Below are 21,724 nucleotides of genomic sequence, written 5' to 3'. Positions count from 1 at the left end.
GGCGGCATGGACATCCTCAATCCCGCCATCAGCGACTACCTGCTGGCCCACTCCACCCCCGCGGACGATGTTTTGCGGGACCTCGCCGCCGAGACCGTCGAGGCGTACCCGGACGCGGCCGTCATGCAGATCTCGCACGACGAGGGCGAGTTCTTCACCATGCTGGTGCGCATGCTCGGCGCGAAGTACGCCGTCGAGGTCGGGGTCTTCACCGGCTACTCCTCGATCTGCGTGGCCCGCGGCCTGACCGATGGCGGCAGGCTGATCGCCTGCGACGTCAGCGAGGAATGGACCTCGATCGCCCGCAAGTACTGGGAGCGCGCGGGCCTCACCGACCGCATCGACCTGCGCATCGCCCCCGCCATCGAGACCCTGCGCGCCCTGCCCGCCGACCCGGTGATCGACTTCGCCTTCGTCGACGCCGACAAGCAGGGCTACCCGGACTACTACGCCGAACTGGTCCCGCGCCTGCGCCCCGGCGGCGTCATCGCCCTCGACAACGTCCTGCGCTCCGGCCGCGTGGTCGACGACTCCGCCCAGGAGCCCGCTGACATCGCGATCCGCCAGATCAACGACATCGTCGTCGCCGACGACCGCGTCGACAGCGTCATGCTCCCGCTGCGTGACGGCGTGACCCTCGCCCGCAAGAAGTGATCGACGAGGTCCGCGGGCGTGCTGACGCGGGCGACCGGGCAGCCCAGCGCGAACTGCCCGGCCTGCTGATCACCCACGGCCTCTTCGACGAACTCCGCGACCGGGCGGACAGCGGCGACCCGACGTCCGCCCGGCTCTGGATCCAGCTCCTCGAACTCCTCGAACGCACCGACGACCTCCGCGCCCGGGGTGCGTATGGCCCGCTGTCCCGGGTCCTGGCGAAACAAGGCCGCCTCGACGACCTGCGCGCACTCGCCGCCGAGTCGCAGCAGGCGATGCACGCCCTTGTCGGCATCCTGGTCGCGCGCGACGAAGTGGACGAGGTGCGCCTACTCGCCGACGCGGGTCACGCGCCCGCGATCGGGGCATTGCCCCAACTGCTGGCCGACCACGGCCTCATCGACGAACTGCGCACCCGAGCGCACGCGGGCGACTCCCGGGCCCGCCGCCTGGAGGTCGACCATCTCGTCCGACACGCGGCGATCACCGAACTCCGCACACTCGCCGAAGACCGCTACGCGGCCGAGCAACTGATCACAGTCCTGGTCGACGCGGGCGAGATCGAGGACGCCACCGATGTCGCCCGCGCGGGCGCGAGACCAGGTTTCTCCAACCGCCGTTTCCGGGAACGCCTGGCGTCGCTCCTCGCGAAGCAGGGCTTGGAAACCGAACTCCGCCAACGCCTCGCCGCCGGCGAACAGGAAGCCCGCGACGGCCTGATCACCCTCCTGTACACCCAGCGCCGCGTGGACGACCTGCGCGAGGTCGACGGCGAACTCGCCCGCATTCGCGTCATCGACCTGCTCGGCGTCCTCGGCCGCGCGGACGAACTGCGCACGCTCACCGAAGCGGGCGACTCGAGGGCTCGCAGCGAACTCGTGGGTCTCCACGTCCGCCTAGGCCAGGAAACCGAACTCGCCGCACTGGCCGACGCGGGCAACGGCTACGCCGCGAGCAAACTGGCGGAGATCCTGGCCGCCCGCGGCGACGAGGACGCCCTCCGCGCCCGTGCCGACGCGGGCGACGACACCGCCGCCCGCAAACTCGACCACCTGCTGCACACCCAGGGCCGCCACGAAGACCTGCGCGCCCGCGCCGAGGCCGGAGACACCTACGCCGCGAGCTTCCTCGCCGCCACCCTCCCCGACGACGACACCCTCAGCGCCCGCGCGAAGGCAGGAGACCTCACCGCCCTGCACCGATGGATGGACCGACTGGTCGAAAGCCAGGACATAGACCAATTCCGCGATCTCGACCACGACCATGCCCGCCAGCGCTTCGGCCGCTTCCTGTCGGCTCTAGGCCGCGAAGACGAACTCCGCGCCCGCGCCGAGGCCGACCTCCCCTTCGCCGTGGATGCCTGGACCAACCACCTCGCCGAAGCGGGACGAGAGGACGAACTGCGCGACTTCGTCGACCGCACCGGCCGCGGCCGGTGGCGCCTGGCCGAGGTCCTCTTGGAACGGGGTCACTTCACCGAACTCGCCCACCGCGCGCGACAAGGCGACCGCCACGCCGGAATGAAACTGCGGTTCCACCTCGACCCACCGTTCGACGACAACCCCGAGAACCGCGTCCGCCCGTCAAGTTGACGCCTGCTCTGAAACCAACGCCCGCACCACCGCGTCCGCGTCCCGCTCGCCCAGTGACCGCCCCACCTCCAGCAGGACCGCGTCATCACCGGGGAGCGTCGTCAGCCCCCGCCGGTGCAGCACCGCGACCACGGCCCGCTCGACCGGACCGGCGGAGGACGGCCTGCGCAGCACAATCCGGTCCTGACTCCGGAACAGATAGACGACATAGGCGATCGCGGGTGCGAACATCAACCCGCGGAACAGCAACACCAGCGCGCTCTGCACCGGATCGGACCCGTAGGTCTTCGGGCGGTCGAGCCAGAACACGTCCGACAGGCCGAGCAGCGGGATCGTGTCCACGATCTGCCACAGGTAGTCCCGCAGCGTGTCGAACCCCAGCACCGCGCCTTCCAGGAGCGGCACCAGGCCACTGGCAACGGCGGGGTCGGAGCTGAGGAAAGCCGCCAGCCCCTCCGTCCGGGACCGCAGCAGGCTCCCGTCGACCCGGATCCAGCCCGCGCGGGACAGCAGCAGACTGATCACGATGAAGAGGACCGTCACCACCGCGACATAGGTCGGCAGGTGCCGGATCTCCTGCGTCCGCGCCCACCACCGCGCCCAGTCCCAGCGCGTCTCCTCCGGCACGCGCGGATTGCCGCGGGCCAAGCCGCGCAGCAGCCACCGGTGCAGCGGCGTGCGGATCCACGCCAGCGCCGGATGGCGGGCGTCGAGCAGGCGCAGGGGCAGCACGCTGCGCTCGCGGCGGGTCTGCGGCCAGAACCGGGCGGGCGGCACCCGCCAGGAGTGGAACTCGTCGGCGACCCGGTCCAGCCAGTCCAGCCTGCGGTCCGTCGGGTGGAAGACGTTGCGGTAGTAGTCCCAGACCCCGGTCGACGACCCTCCCGCCAGCAGTGCGGCGACCGCCAACAGCCACCAACTGCCCTGCGGCGCGAAATGGACCATGCCGCCCAGCATCACGCTCACCGTCACCAGCGCCGAGAGAGTGAACGCGACGCGGACCAGCAAGCACAGGCCGATCCACACCCAGATCCCCTGGTGGAACGGGAGAACCCCGTGCGCGGCGAGTTCGTCCCGCTCAGCCCAGCGCACGAGGTCCGCCAACCGGCCCTGGTCGACCCCGGGCAGGGGTCTCACTGCTCTGCCACGCGTCCGCATTCGGCCATTTTTCCGAGTCGACGCCCTGGTCGAGCGCCATTTCGCCGGGTTGACCCGATCGGCCCACCTGTGGCGGTCGCCACGGTCGAGTGAAACGGATTGAGTGAGTTTGCATGAGAGTGCATAATCATCCGTATGAACGTTCGGATCGCCGTCGCGGGCGCCAGCGGATACGCCGGGGGAGAGCTCCTTCGGCTCCTTCTCGCGCACCCCGACGTCGAGATCGGCGCGCTCACCGCCGGTGGCAACGCGGGGTCCAAACTCGGTGAGCACCAGCCGCACCTGCTGCCGCTGGCCGACCGGGTCCTCGAGGAGACCACCGCCGAGGTCCTCGCCGGACACGACGTCGTCTTCCTCGCCCTGCCCCACGGCCACTCCGCCGCCATCGCCGCCCAGCTCGACGCGGGTGTCCTCGTAGTCGACTGCGGCGCCGACCACCGGCTGACCGACGCCGACGCCTGGGACCGCTGGTACGGCGGCGACTACGCGGGCCACTGGCCCTACGGCCTGCCCGAACTCCCCGGCGCCCGCGAGAACCTGCGCCACGCGACCCGGGTCGCCGTCCCCGGCTGCTATCCGACCGTCAGCTCCCTCGCCCTCGCCCCCGCGATGGCGCTGGTCGAGCCCGAGGTCGTCGTGGTCGCCGTGTCCGGCACGTCCGGCGCGGGCAAGAGCCTCAAGCCCAACCTGCTCGGCTCCGAGGTCATGGGATCGCTCAGCGCCTACGGCGTCGGCGGCGCCCACCGGCACACCCCGGAGATCACCCAGAACCTCAGCGCCGCGGCGGGCAAGCTGGTCGCCGTCTCGTTCACGCCGGTCCTCGCCCCGCTCCCGCGCGGCATCCTCGCCACCTGCAGCGCCCAGCTGATCGACCCGGCCGCCGACGTGCGCGGCGCCTACGAGAAGGCGTACGCCGACGAGCCGTTCGTCCACCTGCTCCCCGAGGGCCGCTGGCCCACCACGGCCGCGGTGCTCGGCTCCAACGCCGTGCAGCTGCAGGTCACCGTCGACGCCGACCTCGGCAGGCTCGTGGTCGTCGCCGCCATCGACAACCTCACCAAGGGCACGGCGGGCGCCGCCGTGCAGTCCATGAACATCGCGCTCGGCCTGCCGGAGACCACCGGCCTGTCCACTGTGGGAGTCGCACCGTGACCATCGACCGTGCCCAGGGCGTCGCGTCGGCGCAGGGGTTCCGCGCGGCGGGCGTCGCCGCCGGGATCAAGGCGAACGGCAAGCCCGACCTGACGCTGGTCGTCAACGACGGTCCCGCGACCCAGGCGGCCGGTGTGTTCACCCGCAACAAGGTCAAGGCCGCGCCCGTCCTCTGGTCGCAGCAGGTCCTGACCACCGGCAAGCTCAAGGCCGTCGTCCTCAACTCCGGCGGGGCCAACGCCTGCACCGGCCCCGAGGGCTTCCAGGACTCCCACGCCACCGCCGAGAAGGTCGCCGACGTCCTCGGCGTCGGCGCGATCGACGTCGCCGTCTGCTCCACCGGCCTGATCGGCGAGCGGCTGCCGATGGACGCGGTCCGCTCCGGCATCGACCTTGCCGCCAAGGAACTGGCCTCCGGCGCCGACGCGGGCCTCGCCGCCGCCACCGCCGTGATGACCACCGACACCGTCCCGAAGCAGACCGCGTTCACCCACGCCGACGGCTGGGTCATCGGCGGTTTCGCGAAGGGCGCGGGCATGTGCGCGCCGAACATGGCCACGATGCTGTCGGTCATCACTTCCGACGCCCAGATCGACCCGGCCGCCGTCGAGCCCGCGCTTCGCTCCGCGGTGGAGTTCACCTTCAACCGGCTCGACGTCGACGGCGGCACCTCCACCAACGACACCGTCCTGCTCCTGGTCTCCGGCGCGTCCGGCGTCGCGGTGTCGGAGGCGGAGTTCACCGAGGCGCTCAGCGCCGTCTGCGCCGACCTGGTCGCCCAGTTGCAGGCCGACGCCGAGGGCGTCACCAAGCACGTCACGATCACGGTCAACGGCGCCGCCAACGACAGCGAAGCGCTCGCCGCGGCGCGGATCGTCGCCCAGGACAACCTGTGCAAGACCGCGTTCTTCGCCTCCGACCCCAACTGGGGCCGCATCGCGATGGCCGTGGGCAACGCGCCGACCGACTTCGACCAGCAGAAGCTCGACATCACCATCAACGGCGTCACCGTGTGCCGCGCGGGCGGCCGGGGCGAGGACCGCTCCGCCGCCGACCTGACCGGCCGCGACATCGACGTGGTGATCGACCTGCACGCGGGCGAGGGCAGCGGGACGATTCTCACCACCGACCTTTCCCACGCGTACGTCGAAGAGAACAGCGCTTACTCGTCATGAACAGCGCAATGGGAATTGACACAGCGAAGGCCAAGGCAAATGTCCTGGTTGAGGCGCTGCCGTGGCTGCAGCGCTTCCACGGCGCGCTCGTGGTGGTCAAGTACGGCGGCAACGCCATGGTCGACGAGTCGCTCAAGCGCGCCTTCGCCGAGGACATGGTGTTCCTGCGGCTCGCGGGCCTGCGCCCGGTCGTCGTCCACGGCGGCGGCCCGCAGATCAGCGCCATGCTCAACCGGCTCGGCATCGAGGGCGAGTTCCAGGCGGGCCTGCGGGTCACCAACGCCGAGACCATGGACGTCGTCCGGATGGTCCTCACCGGCCAGGTCAGCCGCGAACTCGTCGGCCTGATCAACCAGCACGGCCCGTACGCGGTCGGCATCTCCGGTGAGGACGCCCACCTGTTCACCGCCGAGCGGCGCACCGCCACGGTCGACGGCGTCGAGGTCGACCTCGGCCAGGTCGGCGACGTCGTGCACGTCAACCCCGAAGCCGTGATGGACATCGTCAACGCGGGCCGCATCCCGGTCGTGTCGACCGTCGCGCCCGACCGCGATGGCCTGCCGCACAACGTGAACGCCGACACCGCCGCCGCCGCGCTGGCCATCGCGCTGGAGGCGGAGAAGCTCGTCGTGCTGACCGACGTCGAGGGCCTCTACGCCGACTGGCCGGACAAGTCGTCGCTGCTGCACGAGATCCGCGCGACGGAGCTCGAAAAACTGTTGCCAGGCTTGGAAAGCGGCATGGTGCCGAAGATGGAGGCGTGCCTGCGCGCGGTCGTCGGCGGGGTGCCCAAGGCGCACGTCATCGATGGGCGGCTGGCGCACTCGGTGCTGCTCGAGGTGTTCACCAGCAGCGGTGTGGGGACCATGGTGCTGCCGGACGAGGGGGAGTCATGATCGAATCCAATGTGGACGGCCAGGCGCGGTGGAAGTCCGCGCTGATGGACAACTACGGCACGCCGAAGCTGACCATCGTGCGCGGCGAGGGCTCGCGAGTGTGGGACGCCGACGGCAACCGCTACCTCGATCTGCTCAGCGGCATCGCGACCAACGCCCTCGGTCACGCACACCCGGCCGTCGTCGAGGCCGTGACCAGCCAGATCGCCACCCTCGGCCACACGTCGAACCTCTACATCAACCAGCAGTCCGTGGAGCTGGCCGACGCGATCCTCGACGTCGCGGGCCTGACCGGCCAGGCCAAGGTGCTGTTCTGCAACTCCGGCGCCGAGGCCAACGAGGCCGCGTTCAAGCTCACCCGGCTCACCGGCAAGACCAAGATCATCGCCTGTGAGGGCGCCTTCCACGGCCGCACGATGGGCGCGCTCGCGCTCACCGGGCAGCCCGCCAAGCGCACCCCGTTCGAGCCGCTCGACGCCGGAGTCGTGCACATCCCGTTCGGCGACGTCGAAGCCCTTCGGTCCGCTGTGGACAGTGACACCGCCGCGGTCTTCATCGAGCCGATCCTCGGCGAGGGCGGCGTTGTCGTCGCCCCCGACGGCTACCTGCAGGCCGCCCGCGAGATCACCGCGAAGGCGGGCGCGCTGCTCGTTCTCGACGAGGTGCAGACCGGCGTCGGCAGGCTCGGCCACTGGTTCGCCTTCCAGCAGGCGGGCATCACCCCCGACATCATCACCCTCGCCAAGGGCCTCGGCGGCGGCCTGCCGCTCGGCGCCTGCGTCGGCATCGGCGCGGCGGCCGACCTGTTCGCCCCCGGCCACCACGGCACGACCTTCGGCGGCAACCCGGTCGCCTGCGCCGCCGGTCTCGCGGTGCTGCGCACCATCGCCGCCGACGGCCTGCTCGACCACGTCGCCGCCCTGGGCAAGCACCTCACCGCCGGGATCGAAGACCTGCACCACCCGCTGGTCTCCGGCGTGCGCGGCCGAGGCCTGCTCCTCGGTGTCGGCCTGACCAAGCCGGTGTCGGCCGCTGTTTCCGCCGCCGCGCTGGACAAGGGATTCCTCGTCAACAACGTCCAGCCCGACGCGCTGCGGCTCGCGCCCCCGCTGATCCTCACCGACGCCGAGGCCGACGAATTCCTCTCGGCGCTTCCCGCCATCCTCGACACCGCACAGGAGAGCTGAACCATGGTCCGGCATTTCCTGCGAGACGACGATCTCTCACCAGACGACCAGCGCGAGGTCCTCACCCTCGCGAAGGCGCTCAAGGGCGCCCCGCTGGCCCAGCGCCCGCTCGAGGGCCTGTCGGTGGCGACGATCTTCGAGAAGAACTCGACCCGCACCCGGCTGTCCTTCGAGGTCGGCATCCAGCAACTCGGCGGCCAGCCCATCGTCGTCGACGGCCGCACCATGCAGTTGGGTCGCGAAGAGACGATCGAGGACACCTCACGGGTGCTGTCCCGCTACGTCGACATGGTCGCGTGGCGCACGTACGCGCAGAAGCGCATCGAGGCGATGGCCGCGGGCGCGAGCGTCCCGGTGATCAACGCGCTGTCCGACGAGTTCCACCCCTGCCAGGTCCTCGCCGACCTGCAGACCATCGAGGAACGCCACGGCAAGCTCGCCGGCCTCACCGCCACCTACCTCGGCGACGGCGCCAACAACATGTCCCACTCGATGCTGCTCGGCGGCGCGACCGCGGGCATGCACGTGCGGGTCGTCGCCCCCGAAGGGTTCCTGCCGCTGTCGGAGGTCGTGCTCGACGCCAAGCGCCGCGCCGCCGAGACCGGCGGCAGCGTCACCCTGCTCACCGACCCGCACGCCGCGGTCGACGGCTCCGACGTGCTCGTCACCGACACGTGGACGTCGATGGGCCAGGAGAACGACGGCAAGGACCGGGTGACCCCGTTCCGCAAGCTGCAGATCAACACCGGCCTGCTGGAGCGGGCCGCCCCCGGTGCGATCGTGCTGCACTGCCTGCCCGCGCACCGCGGCTGGGAGATCACCGACGAGGTCATCGACGGCCCCGCCAGCGCGGTGTGGGACGAAGCAGAGAACCGGCTGCACGCGCAGAAGGCGCTCATGGCGTGGCTGGTGGCGAACCGATGACCGCCTCCGCCTCCACCAGAGCCGCCCGCCAGGCCCGCATCGTCGAGCTGGTGTCCGAGCGCGCCATCCGCAGCCAGACCGAACTTGCCACGCTGCTCGGCGCCGAAGGCATCGACGTCACCCAGGCCACGCTGTCGCGCGACCTCGACGAACTCGGCGCCGTGAAGCTGCGCGGCGCCGACGGGGGAGCCCCCGTCTACGTCATCCCGGAGGACGGCAACCCCGTCCGCGGCGTCCAGGGCGGCACCGCCCGGCTGGTGCGGCTGCTCAGCGAGCTGCTGGTCTCCGCGGACAGCTCCGCGAACCTCGCGGTCCTGCGCACCCCGCCGGGCGCGGCGGGCTTCCTCGCCAGCGCCATCGACCGCGCCGCCCTCATCGACATCGTCGGCACCATCGCGGGCGACGACACCCTCATGGTGATCGTCCGCCCGCCGCTGTGCGGCCAGGACATGGCCGAGCGGTTCACCGCCATGGCAGCACGCACCGGTAATGGATCCCCAGACTTGCCAAAACAAGGAGAGAGCAATGAGTGACAGGGTGGTGTTGGCCTACTCGGGTGGGCTGGACACGTCGGTGGCCATCGGCTGGATCGCCGAGGAGACCGGTGCCGAGGTCGTCGCGGTCGCGGTGGACGTCGGCCAGGGCGGCGAGGACCTCGACACGATCCGCAAGCGCGCCCTCGAATGCGGCGCCGTCGAAGCGGTCGTCGCCGACGCCCGCGACGAGTTCGCCGAGCAGTACTGCCTGCCCACGCTGCAGGCCAACGCGCTCTACATGGACCGCTACCCGCTGGTCTCGGCCATCTCGCGCCCGGTGATCGTCAAGCACCTCGTCGAGGCCGCCAAGTACCACGGCGCGACCACCGTCTCCCACGGCTGCACCGGCAAGGGCAACGACCAGGTCCGCTTCGAGGTCGGCATCGGCGCCCTCGCCCCCGACCTGAAGGTCATCGCCCCGGTCCGCGACTTCGCGTGGACCCGGGAGAAGGCCATCGCCTGGGCCGAGGACCGCAACCTGCCCATCGACGTGTCGAAGAAGTCGCCGTACTCCATCGACCAGAACGTCTGGGGCCGCGCCGTCGAGACGGGCTTCCTCGAGGACATCTGGAACTCCCCGATCGAGGACGTCTACGAGTACACCTCGAACCCGGCCGAGCCCCGCGACGCCGACGAGGTGGTCATCACCTTCGACAAGGGCGTCCCGGTCGCCATCGACGGCCAGACCGTCACCATGCTGCAGGCCATCCAGGAGCTCAACCGGCGCGCGGGCGCCCAGGGCATCGGCCGCATCGACATCGTCGAGGACCGCCTGGTCGGCATCAAGAGCCGCGAGGTCTACGAGGCCCCCGGCGCCATGGCGCTGATCACCGCGCACCAGGAACTCGAGAACGTCACCGTCGAGCGCGACCTGGCCCGCTTCAAGAAGAGCGTCGCCCAGCGCTGGGCCGAACTGGTCTACGACGGCCTCTGGTTCTCCCCGCTGAAGTACGCCCTGGACGCCTTCATCGCCGAGACCCAGGAATACGTCTCCGGCGACGTCCGCATGACCATGCACGGCGGCCGCGCCACCGTCACCGGCCGCAAGTCGGACGTCAGCCTGTACGACTTCAACCTGGCCACCTACGACGAGGGCGACACCTTCGACCAGGGCCTCGCCAAGGGCTTCGTCCAGCTCTGGGGCCTCCCCAGCAAGATCGCCGCAAAGCGCGCACAGCAGCACTAGAAGTCAAATCGGCGCACCCAAATCCGCCGACTTGTCCACACCCGCCCCCAACTGTCCACAGGCGACACTCAACCGCCCCACCGCCGCCCCAACGCCGATAGACTGGCCAAGGGCAGCCCCCCAGGGCGGGTGGGGGTTGCCTACATGGACTAGGCGGCGAAATCGAGGCGGTCCCGCGTTCGTGAACGAGCGGGCGCGGGCCGTCAATCCGTTGCAGAGAGGCACTTTCGTGAGCGAGCAGGAACCCACCGCACTGTGGGGTGGGCGGTTCAGTTCCGGACCGGCCGAAGCCATGGCGGCCCTGAGCCTGTCGACCCACTTCGACTGGCGACTGGCCCGCTACGACATCGCAGGCTCCCGAGCCCACGCCCGCGTCCTGCACGGCGCGAACCTGCTCACCGCGGACGAACTCACCGGCATGATCGAGGCGCTGGACGTCCTGGAGGCCGACGTGGTCTCCGGGGCGTTCACCCCCGTCCTCGCCGACGAGGACGTCCACACCGCCCTCGAACGCGGCCTCATGGACCGCGCGGGCAAAGACCTCGGCGGCAAACTCCGCGCGGGCCGGTCCCGCAACGACCAGATCGCCACCCTGTTCCGCATGTACCTGCGCGACGCCGCCAGGTTCATCGCCGGTGGTGTCCTCGACGTCGTCGAAGCCCTGCTGTTCCAGGCGCAGCGCCACCCCGACGCCGCCATGCCCGGCCGCACCCACCTGCAGCACGCCCAGCCCGTGCTGCTCGCCCACCACCTGCTGGCCCACACCCAGTCCCTCCTGCGCGACGTCGACCGCCTGCGCGACTGGGACAAGCGCGCCGCCGTGTCGCCCTACGGCTCCGGCGCGCTCGCCGGCTCCTCGCTGGGCCTCGACCCGGCCGCCATCGCCGCCGAACTCGGCTTCGACGCGCCCGCGGAGAACTCCATCGACGGCACCGCCTCGCGCGACTTCGCCGCCGAGTTCGCCTTCGCCGTGGCCATGCTCGGCGTCAACCTGTCCAGGATCGCCGAAGAAGTGATCATCTGGACGACCGCCGAGTTCGCCTACGCCACCCTCGACGACGCCTGGGCCACCGGCAGCTCGATCATGCCGCAGAAGAAGAACCCCGACGTCGCCGAACTGACCCGCGGCAAGTCCGGCAGGCTCATCGGCAACCTCACCGGCCTGCTCGCCACCCTCAAGGCGCAACCGCTTGCCTACAACCGTGATCTGCAGGAAGACAAGGAGCCGGTCTTCGACTCCGTCGACCAGCTCAAGCTCCTGCTCCCCGCGATCGCGGGCATGCTCTCGACCCTGACCTTCCACACCGACCGCCTCGCCGAACTCGCCCCCGCGGGCTTCACCCTCGCCACCGACATCGCCGAGTGGCTGGTGCGCGAAGGCGTCCCGTTCCGCGTCGCCCACGAAGCCGCGGGCGACTGCGTCCGGCGCGCCGAGGACCGGGGAGTGGGCCTGGCCGACCTGACCGACGCCGAACTGGCCGAGGTCAACCCGTCGCTCACCCCGAAGGTCCGCGAAGTCCTCACGGTCACCGGCTCCATCGCCTCGCGCGATGCGTACGGTGGAACCGCGCCCCAACGGGTCGCGGAACAGCGTGACCGTGTCGTGCGGCGGATCGAGGAGTACCGGACTTGGGCGGAACAGGCACCGACCGCGTCCTGACGCGAGCCGAACTCGCCGTAGACCCGGTCGTCGCAGCCCAGCGGTTGTTGGGCTGCGTCCTGGAATCACGCACCGACGAGGGCACCGTCGCCATCCGCCTGGTCGAGGTGGAGGCCTACCGCGGCGGCGACGACCCGGCCTCGCACTGCTACCGCGGCCGGACCCCACGCAACGACGTGATGTTCGGCCCGGCGGGCCACCTGTACGTCTACTTCGTCTACGGCATGCACTTCTGCGCCAACATCGTGTCCCTGACCGACGGCGTCCCCGGCGCCGTCCTCCTGCGCGCCGGGGAAGTCGTCTCCGGGGTGGAACTCGCCCGCCTGCGCCGCCCCACCGCCCGCCGCGACGCGGAGCTGGCGAAAGGCCCGGCCAGGCTCACCACAGCCCTGGGCCTGCACCGCCCCCACAACGGCGTCGACCTCACCGACCCGGACTCACCCGTCCGCGTCCTCGCCGCCGACCCACTGCCCGCGGACACCATCCAGGCAGGCCCCCGCGTCGGCGTGGCAGTCGCGATGGACGTTCCCTGGCGGTTCTGGGTCGATGGCTCCCCAGCGGTCAGCGGCTACCGCCGAGGCGGTAAAGCCCGTACCCGCACCTGAACACGACCGCGCCCGGCTCGGTGGGCCGAGCCGGGCGCGGTCGAACAGCGACTATCAAGCGATCTTGGTGATCCGGTCTCGCGGTCCCGGAGCCACCGGCGCCGCGTTCGTCAGGTGCGCCACCAAGGCGTCCACGTCGAACCCGGGCGCGTAGACCCGCCCGGTCCCCAGCGACAGCTTGGTGAACCCGTCCCCACCGTTGGCGAGGAAGTCGTTCGACGTCACCTTGTAGCTCGCGGCCGGGTCGATCGGCACACCGTTGTACGCCATCTGCGACACCCGGGAACCCAGTGCCAACGTGGTGTCATAGGAGTACGAGAAGCCCGCCGACACCTGCAGGAACTTCGTCGTCGCCTGCCCCGCGTACCCGGCGAACTGCTGCTCGAGCACCTCCTTGAGCTGCGCGCCCGTCAGCGTCTGCGTCACCACCAGGTTGTTGAACGGCTGCACGGTGAACGCCTCGCCGTAGGTGACCTGGCCCGGCTGCTCACCGCCCGGTGAGAACGCGTAGCTGAGGTCCGCGCGGATGCCGCCCGGGTTCATCAGCGCGATCTGCGCCTGCTGCGAACTCGTGTACGCCAGCTGCGCGTCCGCGATCACATCGCCCAGGGCGCTCTCACCCGCGGCGGTGACGGCTCGCGTGATGTCGGCGGTAATGGACCCGACGACCTTGTTCGCCAACGGCGCGACAGCCGCCCGGTACTTGTCCACGATGGCCTTCGCCGCCGCGTTCACCAGGTCGGGGTTGCGGATGAAGTTGCCCTGCGCGTCCTTCGCCCACGTGCCGTCCGCGTTCTTGACGCCGTTCTCCACGATCACGTTGCGCGCGGAGATGTTGGTGAACTTGCGCGTCTTGCGGTCCAGCTTGACGCCGATGTCGGTGACCAGCGTGCCGTTGGAGCCCGCGCTGGTGACCACGCTGTTCGCACCCGACGAGTTCGGCAGCGCGCAGCTGTAGAAGCGGTGCGTGTGCCCGGAGACCACCAGGCCGTACTCCGGGCGCAGCCCGGCGACGATGTTGGTGATCGGCCCCGCGAAGTTCGCGCAGCTCGACGGGTCCTGCGGGGTGGGCGGGGAGTTCTGCTGGCCGCCCTCGTGGATCAGCAGCACCATCGACTTGATGCCGAGCCTGCTCAGCTGGCCCGCGTAGGAGTTCGCGGTCTCGATCTCGTCGAGGAAGTCCACGCTCGCGATGCCCGCCGGGTTCACGATGCTGGGCGTGCCCTCGAGCGTCATGCCGACGAAGGCCACCGGGACGCCCTGGACCATCTTGATCTCGTAGGGGCGCAGGATCGGCTTGCGGGTCTGCTTGTCGACCACGTTCGCCGACAGGTAGCGGAAGTCCGCGCCGTCGAAGCCGTCGCCGTCCTGACAGCCGTCGACCGGGTGGCAGCCGCCGTTCTGCAGGCGCTTGAGCTCGTCGACACCCTCGTCGAACTCGTGGTTGCCGACCGAGGCGATGTTCAGGCCGAGCGCGCTGAGCACCTCGATCGACGGCTCGTCGTGGAACGCGGCGCTGATCAGCGGGGTCGCGCCGACGAGGTCGCCAGCGCCGACGGTCAGCACCTTCTCGCCGTTGGCCTCGCCCTGGGCGCGCAGCCGCTCCACATAGGTCGCGAGGTACTCCACGCCACCGGCGGGGTTGCCGTTCACCAGGCCGCCGCTGCCGATGGGCGGCTCGAGCGCGCCGTGGAAGTCGTTGAAGCCCAGCAGCCTGCCCCGCGCGGTGCCCGCGGCCGATTCCGCCGCGTAGTCGACCGCGACCGGCGACATGGGGGTCCACGCCTCGGCCTGGGGACCGCTGGACGGTGAGGTCAGCGGGATCGCGACCATGACGGCCGCGGCGAGCGCGACGGGCATGGCGTAGCGGAGAACTGGTCTTGCACCTGGCACGGGGTCGCCTCCAGTCGGGTGAAACAAGGATTTCGGCATCCTGCACCTGTATCGCCATTCGTGCATAGGTGTTGCCTAAGTGGACGGCGAAGGTCTGGCGAACAACCGGTGCCGGGCAATCCGCTCGCGCCCAGGTAGGGGGCGTGCGGGAGGATGGCCCCGTGAGTGAGCACATTCTCGACGAGCTGTCCTGGCGCGGCCTGATCGCGCAGTCCACCGACCTCGACGCGCTGCGCCGGGATCTCGACGCTGGGCCGCTCACCCTCTATTGCGGATTCGACCCGACCGCCCCCAGCCTGCACGCGGGCAACCTCGTCCCGCTGCTGATGCTGCGCCGCTTCCAGCGCGCCGGGCACCGGCCGATCGTCCTCGCGGGCGGGGCCACGGGCATGATCGGCGACCCGCGCGACACCGGCGAGCGCACGCTGAACACCACCGACGTGGTCGCCGAGTGGGCAGGCCGGATCCGCGGTCAGCTGGAGCGCTTCGTCGACTTCGATGACTCGCATGGGGAGGGCACGGGCGCCGTCCTGGTGAACAACCTCGACTGGACCGACGGCATGTCGGCCCTGGAGTTCCTCCGTGACGTCGGCAAGCACTTCTCGATCAACGTGATGCTCGCGCGTGAGACGGTCAAGCGCCGCCTCGAAGGCGACGGCATGTCGTACACGGAGTTCAGCTACCTGCTCCTGCAGTCGCACGACTACCTGCAGTTGCATCGCGCGCACGGCTGCAAGCTCCAGCTGGGCGGTTCCGACCAGTGGGGCAACATCATCGGCGGCGTCGACCTGGTCCGCCGGGTCGACGGCGAGTCGGTGCACGCGCTGACCGCCCCGCTGGTCACCGACGCGGAGGGGCGCAAGTTCGGCAAGTCCACCGGCGGCGGCAACGTCTGGCTCGACCCGGAGATGACCTCGCCGTTCGCCTGGTACCAGTACTTCGTGAACGTGGGCGACGCCGACGTCATCCGCTACCTGCGGCTGTTCACCTTCCTCGACCGCGAGGCGATCGACGCCCTGGAGCGCGACACCGCCGAGCGCCCGCACCTGCGGGCCGCGCAGAAGCGGCTGGCCGAGGAGTTCACGACGCTGGTGCACGGCCAACACCAGACCGACCAGGTCGTGGCCGCGAGCCAGGCCCTGTTCGGCCGTGGCGAGTTCGGCGGCCTGGACCTGGGAACCCTGGAAGCGGCCATGTCGGAGGCCCCCACGGGCACCGCCCGGCTGTCCGACGAGCCCACGATCGTCGACCTGCTCATCGCCGCTGGCCTGGCCGACAGCAGGGGAGCGGCTCGGCGCACGGTCACCGAGGGCGGCGCGTACGTGAACAACGGCAAGGTCACCGACGAGGCGTGGACACCGTCCAAGGAGGACCTGCTGCACGGGAAGTGGCTGGTTCTGCGCCGCGGCAAGCGCAACACCGCCGGTGTCGAGGTGCAGGTCTAGTGCCTGGTGGTGGACGGGCGTGAGTCCGTCCGAGTGGTCCCTCTGATGGCCGTCGATCCTCCCGGATCGGCGGCCATCGGCGTTTCCGCAGGTCAGAGCGGTGTGGGCGCATCTTCGAAGAAAGTTGATGTGATCGCCGTCACATTCACACCGGAGATCGGGTGGGTTACGTTGACTCTAGAGCCCACACGGGGGCGGTGACCTGCGGTTTCCGCCCGTGATGGGTACCTGGGGGTGCGATTTGACCCCAGGTTTGGCCCCGTGTAACTTTATCCAAGTCAGCGCGGAACGAGCCGGTCAAACCGGAGCGGAGCCTGGCACAGGGGGTCGCGAACCAAGCTCTCACCAGTTGGTGATAGAGTGGGCGACCTGCCAAAGAAACAAAACTTGTTAGCAATACCAGCCTCTGATGCTGTCGCTCCTTACCGGGGTGGTTAATTCGGATGTGCGTGTGTTGTTTGAGAACTCAACAGTGTGCCGATTTAAGCCAGTAGAGCTTAAATATAGAACCCCTTAGTGGGTTCCTTTGAGATGAATTGATGCCAGTTTTGGTGTCTGTTTGTCAGGTTTATCAAACATTCATTATTGGAGAGTTTGATCCTGGCTCAGGACGAACGCTGGCGGCGTGCTTAACACATGCAAGTCGAGCGGTAAGGCCCTTCGGGGTACACGAGCGGCGAACGGGTGAGTAACACGTGGGTAATCTGCCCTGCACTCTGGGATAAGCCCGGGAAACTGGGTCTAATACCGGATATGACCACTTCACGCATGTGTTGTGGTGGAAAGTTCCGGCGGTGCAGGATGAACCCGCGGCCTATCAGCTTGTTGGTGGGGTAATGGCCTACCAAGGCGACGACGGGTAGCCGGCCTGAGAGGGCGACCGGCCACACTGGGACTGAGACACGGCCCAGACTCCTACGGGAGGCAGCAGTGGGGAATATTGCACAATGGGCGAAAGCCTGATGCAGCGACGCCGCGTGAGGGATGACGGCCTTCGGGTTGTAAACCTCTTTCAGCAGGGACGAAGCGCAAGTGACGGTACCTGCAGAAGAAGCACCGGCTAACTACGTGCCAGCAGCCGCGGTAATACGTAGGGTGCGAGCGTTGTCCGGAATTATTGGGCGTAAAGAGCTCGTAGGCGGTTTGTTGCGTCGGCCGTGAAAACCTGGGGCTTAACCCTGGGCCTGCGGTCGATACGGGCAGACTTGAGTTCGGTAGGGGAGACTGGAATTCCTGGTGTAGCGGTGAAATGCGCAGATATCAGGAGGAACACCGGTGGCGAAGGCGGGTCTCTGGGCCGATACTGACGCTGAGGAGCGAAAGCGTGGGGAGCGAACAGGATTAGATACCCTGGTAGTCCACGCCGTAAACGGTGGGTGCTAGGTGTGGGGAACATTCCACGTTCTCCGTGCCGTAGCTAACGCATTAAGCACCCCGCCTGGGGAGTACGGCCGCAAGGCTAAAACTCAAAGGAATTGACGGGGGCCCGCACAAGCGGCGGAGCATGTGGATTAATTCGATGCAACGCGAAGAACCTTACCTAGGCTTGACATGGACCGGAAACCTGCAGAGATGTAGGCCCCCTTGTGGTCGGTTCACAGGTGGTGCATGGCTGTCGTCAGCTCGTGTCGTGAGATGTTGGGTTAAGTCCCGCAACGAGCGCAACCCTCGTTCTATGTTGCCAGCGCGTAATGGCGGGGACTCATAGGAGACTGCCGGGGTCAACTCGGAGGAAGGTGGGGATGACGTCAAGTCATCATGCCCCTTATGTCTAGGGCTTCACACATGCTACAATGGCCGGTACAGAGGGCTGCGAGACCGTGAGGTGGAGCGAATCCCTTAAAGCCGGTCTCAGTTCGGATCGGGGTCTGCAACTCGACCCCGTGAAGTCGGAGTCGCTAGTAATCGCAGATCAGCAACGCTGCGGTGAATACGTTCCCGGGCCTTGTACACACCGCCCGTCACGTCACGAAAGTCGGTAACACCCGAAGCCCATGGCCCAACTGCTTGCAGAGGGAGTGGTCGAAGGTGGGACTGGCGATTGGGACGAAGTCGTAACAAGGTAGCCGTACCGGAAGGTGCGGCTGGATCACCTCCTTTCTAAGGAGCATCTGACCCGCGGACCAGCTTGCTGGACCGTGTGGGAGGGCCACGCTGCAGCCGAACGCGCTGTGGGTGGTTGCTCATTCGCTGTGGAACTACTGGACGAGCTGAGACTCGCGGCGCCGGTCATCCGGTTAGTACTGCACACCTGCAAGGGTGCGCGTGGAACGCTGAGGACTGGGGTTGTGGAGTGGATGTGTGTCGGCACACTGTTGGGTCCTGAGACAACACCCGTTGTGGGGTTGTCCTCTGGTCAGGGCCACCACAGAAGACAAACACTCGACACGGTCGAGAACGTGTTTTCAATGGATGTGGTGGGTTTCTGGTTGGTGTTTGAGAACTGCACAGTGGATGCGAGCATCTTTGTAGCAAGATATTAAGGGCATACGGTGGATGTCTAGGCATCAGGAGCCGATGAAGGACGTAGGAGGCTGCGATAAGCCTCGGGGAGCTGTCAACCGAGCTGAGATCCGAGGATGTCCGAATGGGGAAACCCGGCATCAGTCATGTGGTGTCACCCGCACCTGAATCTATAGGGTGTGTGGAGGGAACGCGGGGAAGTGAAACATCTCAGTACCCGTAGGAAGAGAAAACAACCGTGATTCCGTGAGTAGTGGCGAGCGAAAGCGGATGAGGCTAAACCGGATACGTGTGATACCCGGCAGGGGTTGCGTGTTCGGGGTCGTGGGACCTTTCTGATCGTTCTGCCGGACGGTCGAGGAGTTAGAAAACACTTGGGTTAGTGGAACGTTGCTGGAAAGCGCGACCGTAGAGGGTGAGAGTCCCGTACGTGAAAACCCGGTGTCTCCTGAGAGTGTTCCCAAGTAGCAGCGAGCTCGTGAAATTTGCTGTGAATCTGGCGGGACCACCCGCTAAGCCTAAATACTTCCTGATGACCGATAGCGGACTAGTACCGTGAGGGAAAGATGAAAAGTACCCCGGGAGGGGAGTGAAAGAGTACCTGAAACCGTGTGCCTACAAGCCGTCAGAGCCTTTCGGGGTGATGGCGTGCCTTTTGAAGAATGAGCCTGCGAGTTAGTGCTGCGTGGCGAGGTTAACCCGTGTGGGGTAGCCGTAGCGAAAGCGAGTCTGAATAGGGCGCTTGAGTCGCGTGGTCTAGACCCGAAGCGGAGTGATCTACCCATGGCCAGGGTGAAGCGACGGTAAGACGTCGTGGAGGCCCGAACCCACTTAGGTTGAAAACTGAGGGGATGAGCTGTGGGTAGGGGTGAAAGGCCAATCAAACTCCGTGATAGCTGGTTCTCCCCGAAATGCATTTAGGTGCAGCGTCGCATGTTTCACGCCGGGGGTAGAGCACTGGATGGTCTAGGGGGCCTACAAGCTTACCGAAATCAACCAAACTCCGAATACCGGTGTGTTAGAGTGCGGCAGTGAGACTGCGGGCGATAAGGTTCGTAGTCGAGAGGGAAACAGCCCAGAACACCAGCTAAGGCCCCTAAGTGTGTGCTAAGTGGGAAAGGATGTGGGGTCGCCCAGACAACCAGGAGGTTGGCTTAGAAGCAGCCACCCTTGAAAGAGTGCGTAATAGCTCACTGGTCAAGTGGTCCTGCGCCGACAATGTAGCGGGGCTTAAGCACACCGCCGAAGCTGTGTCATTCACACAATACATCCACTCGTTCCTTCGGGTTCGGGTGCAGTGGTGTGGATGGGTAGGGGAGCGTCGTGCAGCCATGGAAGCGGCGGAGTGATCCAGTCGTGGAGGCTGTGCGAGTGAGAATGCAGGCATGAGTAGCGAAAGAAGAGTGAGAAACTCTTCCGCCGGATGACCAAGGGTTCCTGGGCCAGGCTAATCCGCCCAGGGTAAGTCGGGACCTAAGGCGAGGCCGACAGGCGTAGTCGATGGACAACGGGTTGATATTCCCGTACCCGTGTGGACGCGTCCCTGGTGAGCTCGGTGATACTAACCGCCCAAAGCAATCCGGACCTTCGGGTCTGGTGCGTGGAGCGCGGGACCTGATCCGGTAGTAGCCAAACGATGGGGTGACGCAGGAGGGTAGCTCCGCCAGCAGTTGGTGACTGGTGTAAGCGTGTAGGCCGTGACATAGGCAAATCCGTGTCACACATAGGCTGAGACGTGATGCATAGCCGAATGAGGCGAAGTAGAGTGATCCCATGCTGCCGAGAAAAGCCTCTAGTGAGTTTCCACGCGGCCCGTACCCCAAACCGACACAGGTGGTCAGGTAGAGAATACCAAGGCGATCGGGTGAACTATGGTTAAGGAACTCGGCAAAATGCCCCCGTAACTTCGGGAGAAGGGGGGCCACAGCGCTTGAAGCCTCTTGCAGGCTAGGGCGAGGTGGCCGCAGAGACCAGCGAGAAGCGACTGTTTACTAAAAACACAGGTCCGTGCGAAGTCGCAAGACGATGTATACGGACTGACGCCTGCCCGGTGCTGGAACGTTAAGAGGACCGGTTAGCTCTTCGGGGCGAAGCTGAGAATTTAAGCGCCAGTAAACGGCGGTGGTAACTATAACCATCCTAAGGTAGCGAAATTCCTTGTCGGGTAAGTTCCGACCTGCACGAATGGCGTAACGACTTCTCGACTGTCTCAACCATAGGCCCGGCGAAATTGCACTACGAGTAAAGATGCTCGTTACGCGCGGCAGGACGGAAAGACCCCGGGACCTTTACTATAGCTTGGTATTGGTGCTTGGTTCGGTTTGTGTAGGATAGGTGGGAGACTGTGAAGCGGCCACGCCAGTGGTTGTGGAGTCAATCTTGAAATACCACTCTGATCGTACTGAGTGTCTAACTTCGGACCGTGATCCGGTTCAGGGACAGTGCCTGGTGGGTAGTTTAACTGGGGCGGTTGCCTCCCAAAGGGTAACGGAGGCGCCCAAAGGTTCCCTCAGCCTGGTTGGCAATCAGGTGTCGAGTGCAAGTGCACAAGGGAGCTTGACTGTGAGACTGACAGGTCGAGCAGGGACGAAAGTCGGGACTAGTGATCCGGCGCTGGCTGGTGGAAGCGGCGTCGCTCAACGGATAAAAGGTACCCCGGGGATAACAGGCTGATCTTGCCCAAGAGTCCATATCGACGGCATGGTTTGGCACCTCGATGTCGGCTCGTCGCATCCTGGGGCTGGAGTAGGTCCCAAGGGTTGGGCTGTTCGCCCATTAAAGCGGTACGCGAGCTGGGTTTAGAACGTCGTGAGACAGTTCGGTCCCTATCCGCCGCGCGCGCAGGAGACTTGAGGAAGGCTGTCCCTAGTACGAGAGGACCGGGACGGACGAACCTCTGGTGTGCCAGTTGTCCCGCCAGGGGCATGGCTGGTTGGCTACGTTCGGAAGGGATAACCGCTGAAGGCATCTAAGCGGGAAGCCTGTTCCAAGATGAGGTCTCCCACCCCCTTTGAGGGGTTAAGGCCCCCAGCAGACCACTGGGTTGATAGGCCGGAAATGGAAGCCCAGTAATGGGTGGAGTTGACCGGTACTAATAGGCCGAGGGCTTGCTACAAACATGCTACGCATCCACTGTGCGGTGTCTGAGACACCAACCACCCCACACCCCCGACACCACAGGTGTCCTGGGTGTGGGTC

At 67.1% G+C, this 21,724-nt stretch carries 14 protein-coding genes and 2 rRNA genes; 14 read left to right on the top strand and 2 right to left on the bottom strand.

The window, feature by feature from the left end; translation table 11 throughout:
- Nucleotides 1-6: 6 nt before the first annotated feature.
- Both C8E96_RS30575 and C8E96_RS30570 read left to right on the top strand, forming a co-directional pair.
- On the top strand, nucleotides 7-654 hold the full coding sequence (locus tag C8E96_RS30575; protein ID WP_091380685.1) for an O-methyltransferase: 648 nt from the start codon (nucleotides 7-9) through the stop codon (nucleotides 652-654).
- Nucleotides 651-2,246: a hypothetical protein gene (locus C8E96_RS30570; RefSeq protein WP_091380683.1), complete on the top strand. Its 1,596-nt coding sequence runs from the start codon at nucleotides 651-653 to the stop codon at nucleotides 2,244-2,246. The genes C8E96_RS30575 and C8E96_RS30570 overlap by 4 nt, the downstream gene beginning before the upstream one ends.
- On the opposite strand, the gene C8E96_RS30565 is transcribed toward C8E96_RS30570, so the two are convergent.
- Nucleotides 2,238-3,383, bottom strand: coding sequence for a hypothetical protein (locus C8E96_RS30565; protein WP_091575006.1), 1,146 nt, complete (start codon nucleotides 3,381-3,383; stop codon nucleotides 2,238-2,240). The genes C8E96_RS30570 and C8E96_RS30565 overlap by 9 nt on opposite strands.
- 156 nt (nucleotides 3,384-3,539) lie before the next feature.
- Here C8E96_RS30565 and argC point away from each other — a divergent pair, with 156 nt between their 5' ends.
- The 9 genes from argC to C8E96_RS30520 all read left to right on the top strand — a co-directional run bounded on the left by argC (nucleotide 3,540) and on the right by C8E96_RS30520 (nucleotide 12,725).
- Nucleotides 3,540-4,556, top strand: a complete 1,017-nt coding sequence (gene argC, locus C8E96_RS30560; protein WP_091380678.1) for an N-acetyl-gamma-glutamyl-phosphate reductase — start codon at nucleotides 3,540-3,542, stop codon at nucleotides 4,554-4,556.
- Between the two features lie 2 nt (nucleotides 4,557-4,558).
- Complete coding sequence (gene argJ, locus C8E96_RS30555) at nucleotides 4,559-5,731, top strand: bifunctional glutamate N-acetyltransferase/amino-acid acetyltransferase ArgJ (RefSeq protein ID WP_091381402.1); 1,173 nt, start codon at nucleotides 4,559-4,561, stop codon at nucleotides 5,729-5,731.
- A gap of 8 nt (nucleotides 5,732-5,739) precedes the next feature.
- The gene (gene argB / locus C8E96_RS30550) at nucleotides 5,740-6,627 is read left to right on the top strand and encodes an acetylglutamate kinase (protein WP_228770117.1); all 888 of its coding nucleotides are present in this window, start codon (nucleotides 5,740-5,742) and stop codon (nucleotides 6,625-6,627) included.
- Nucleotides 6,624-7,814, top strand: coding sequence for an acetylornithine transaminase (locus tag C8E96_RS30545; protein WP_091380673.1), 1,191 nt, complete (start codon nucleotides 6,624-6,626; stop codon nucleotides 7,812-7,814). Before argB ends, C8E96_RS30545 begins: the two co-directional genes overlap by 4 nt.
- 3 nt (nucleotides 7,815-7,817) lie before the next feature.
- Nucleotides 7,818-8,738 carry an ornithine carbamoyltransferase gene (gene argF / locus C8E96_RS30540; protein WP_091380671.1) on the top strand — a complete coding sequence of 307 codons (921 nt, stop codon included), beginning with the start codon at nucleotides 7,818-7,820 and terminating at the stop codon, nucleotides 8,736-8,738.
- Nucleotides 8,735-9,271, top strand: a complete 537-nt coding sequence (locus C8E96_RS30535; protein WP_091380667.1) for an arginine repressor — start codon at nucleotides 8,735-8,737, stop codon at nucleotides 9,269-9,271. Before argF ends, C8E96_RS30535 begins: the two co-directional genes overlap by 4 nt.
- Entirely contained in the window at nucleotides 9,264-10,460 is a 1,197-nt protein-coding gene (locus tag C8E96_RS30530; protein ID WP_091380664.1) for an argininosuccinate synthase, read from the top strand. The genes C8E96_RS30535 and C8E96_RS30530 overlap by 8 nt, the downstream gene beginning before the upstream one ends.
- A gap of 229 nt (nucleotides 10,461-10,689) precedes the next feature.
- Nucleotides 10,690-12,120 carry an argininosuccinate lyase gene (argH, locus tag C8E96_RS30525; RefSeq protein WP_091381400.1) on the top strand — a complete coding sequence of 477 codons (1,431 nt, stop codon included), beginning with the start codon at nucleotides 10,690-10,692 and terminating at the stop codon, nucleotides 12,118-12,120.
- Nucleotides 12,090-12,725, top strand: a complete 636-nt coding sequence (locus C8E96_RS30520; protein ID WP_228770116.1) for a DNA-3-methyladenine glycosylase — start codon at nucleotides 12,090-12,092, stop codon at nucleotides 12,723-12,725. The genes argH and C8E96_RS30520 overlap by 31 nt, the downstream gene beginning before the upstream one ends.
- A gap of 54 nt (nucleotides 12,726-12,779) precedes the next feature.
- On the opposite strand, the gene C8E96_RS30515 is transcribed toward C8E96_RS30520, so the two are convergent.
- Nucleotides 12,780-14,618 (bottom strand): bifunctional metallophosphatase/5'-nucleotidase, encoded by a 1,839-nt coding sequence (locus C8E96_RS30515; protein WP_228770115.1) that lies wholly within the window; start codon nucleotides 14,616-14,618, stop codon nucleotides 12,780-12,782.
- A gap of 161 nt (nucleotides 14,619-14,779) precedes the next feature.
- Here C8E96_RS30515 and tyrS point away from each other — a divergent pair, with 161 nt between their 5' ends.
- From tyrS to C8E96_RS30500, 3 genes are all read left to right on the top strand, one after another.
- A complete protein-coding gene (gene tyrS, locus C8E96_RS30510) occupies nucleotides 14,780-16,063 on the top strand; it encodes a tyrosine--tRNA ligase (RefSeq protein ID WP_091380656.1) in 1,284 nt (427 codons plus the stop codon).
- Nucleotides 16,064-16,645: 582 nt separating this feature from the next.
- A 16S ribosomal RNA gene (locus C8E96_RS30505) occupies nucleotides 16,646-18,163 on the top strand.
- A 369-nt stretch (nucleotides 18,164-18,532) separates the two neighbouring features.
- Nucleotides 18,533-21,641, top strand: a 23S ribosomal RNA gene (locus C8E96_RS30500).
- The 16S and 23S rRNA genes sit together here, the layout of an rRNA operon.
- Nucleotides 21,642-21,724 lie beyond the last annotated feature (83 nt).

Origin of the sequence: Actinokineospora alba (genome assembly GCF_004362515.1) — a bacterium.
Lineage (GTDB): Bacteria > Actinomycetota > Actinomycetes > Mycobacteriales > Pseudonocardiaceae > Actinokineospora > Actinokineospora alba.
This window is presented reverse-complemented; position numbering and strand designations above follow the sequence as displayed.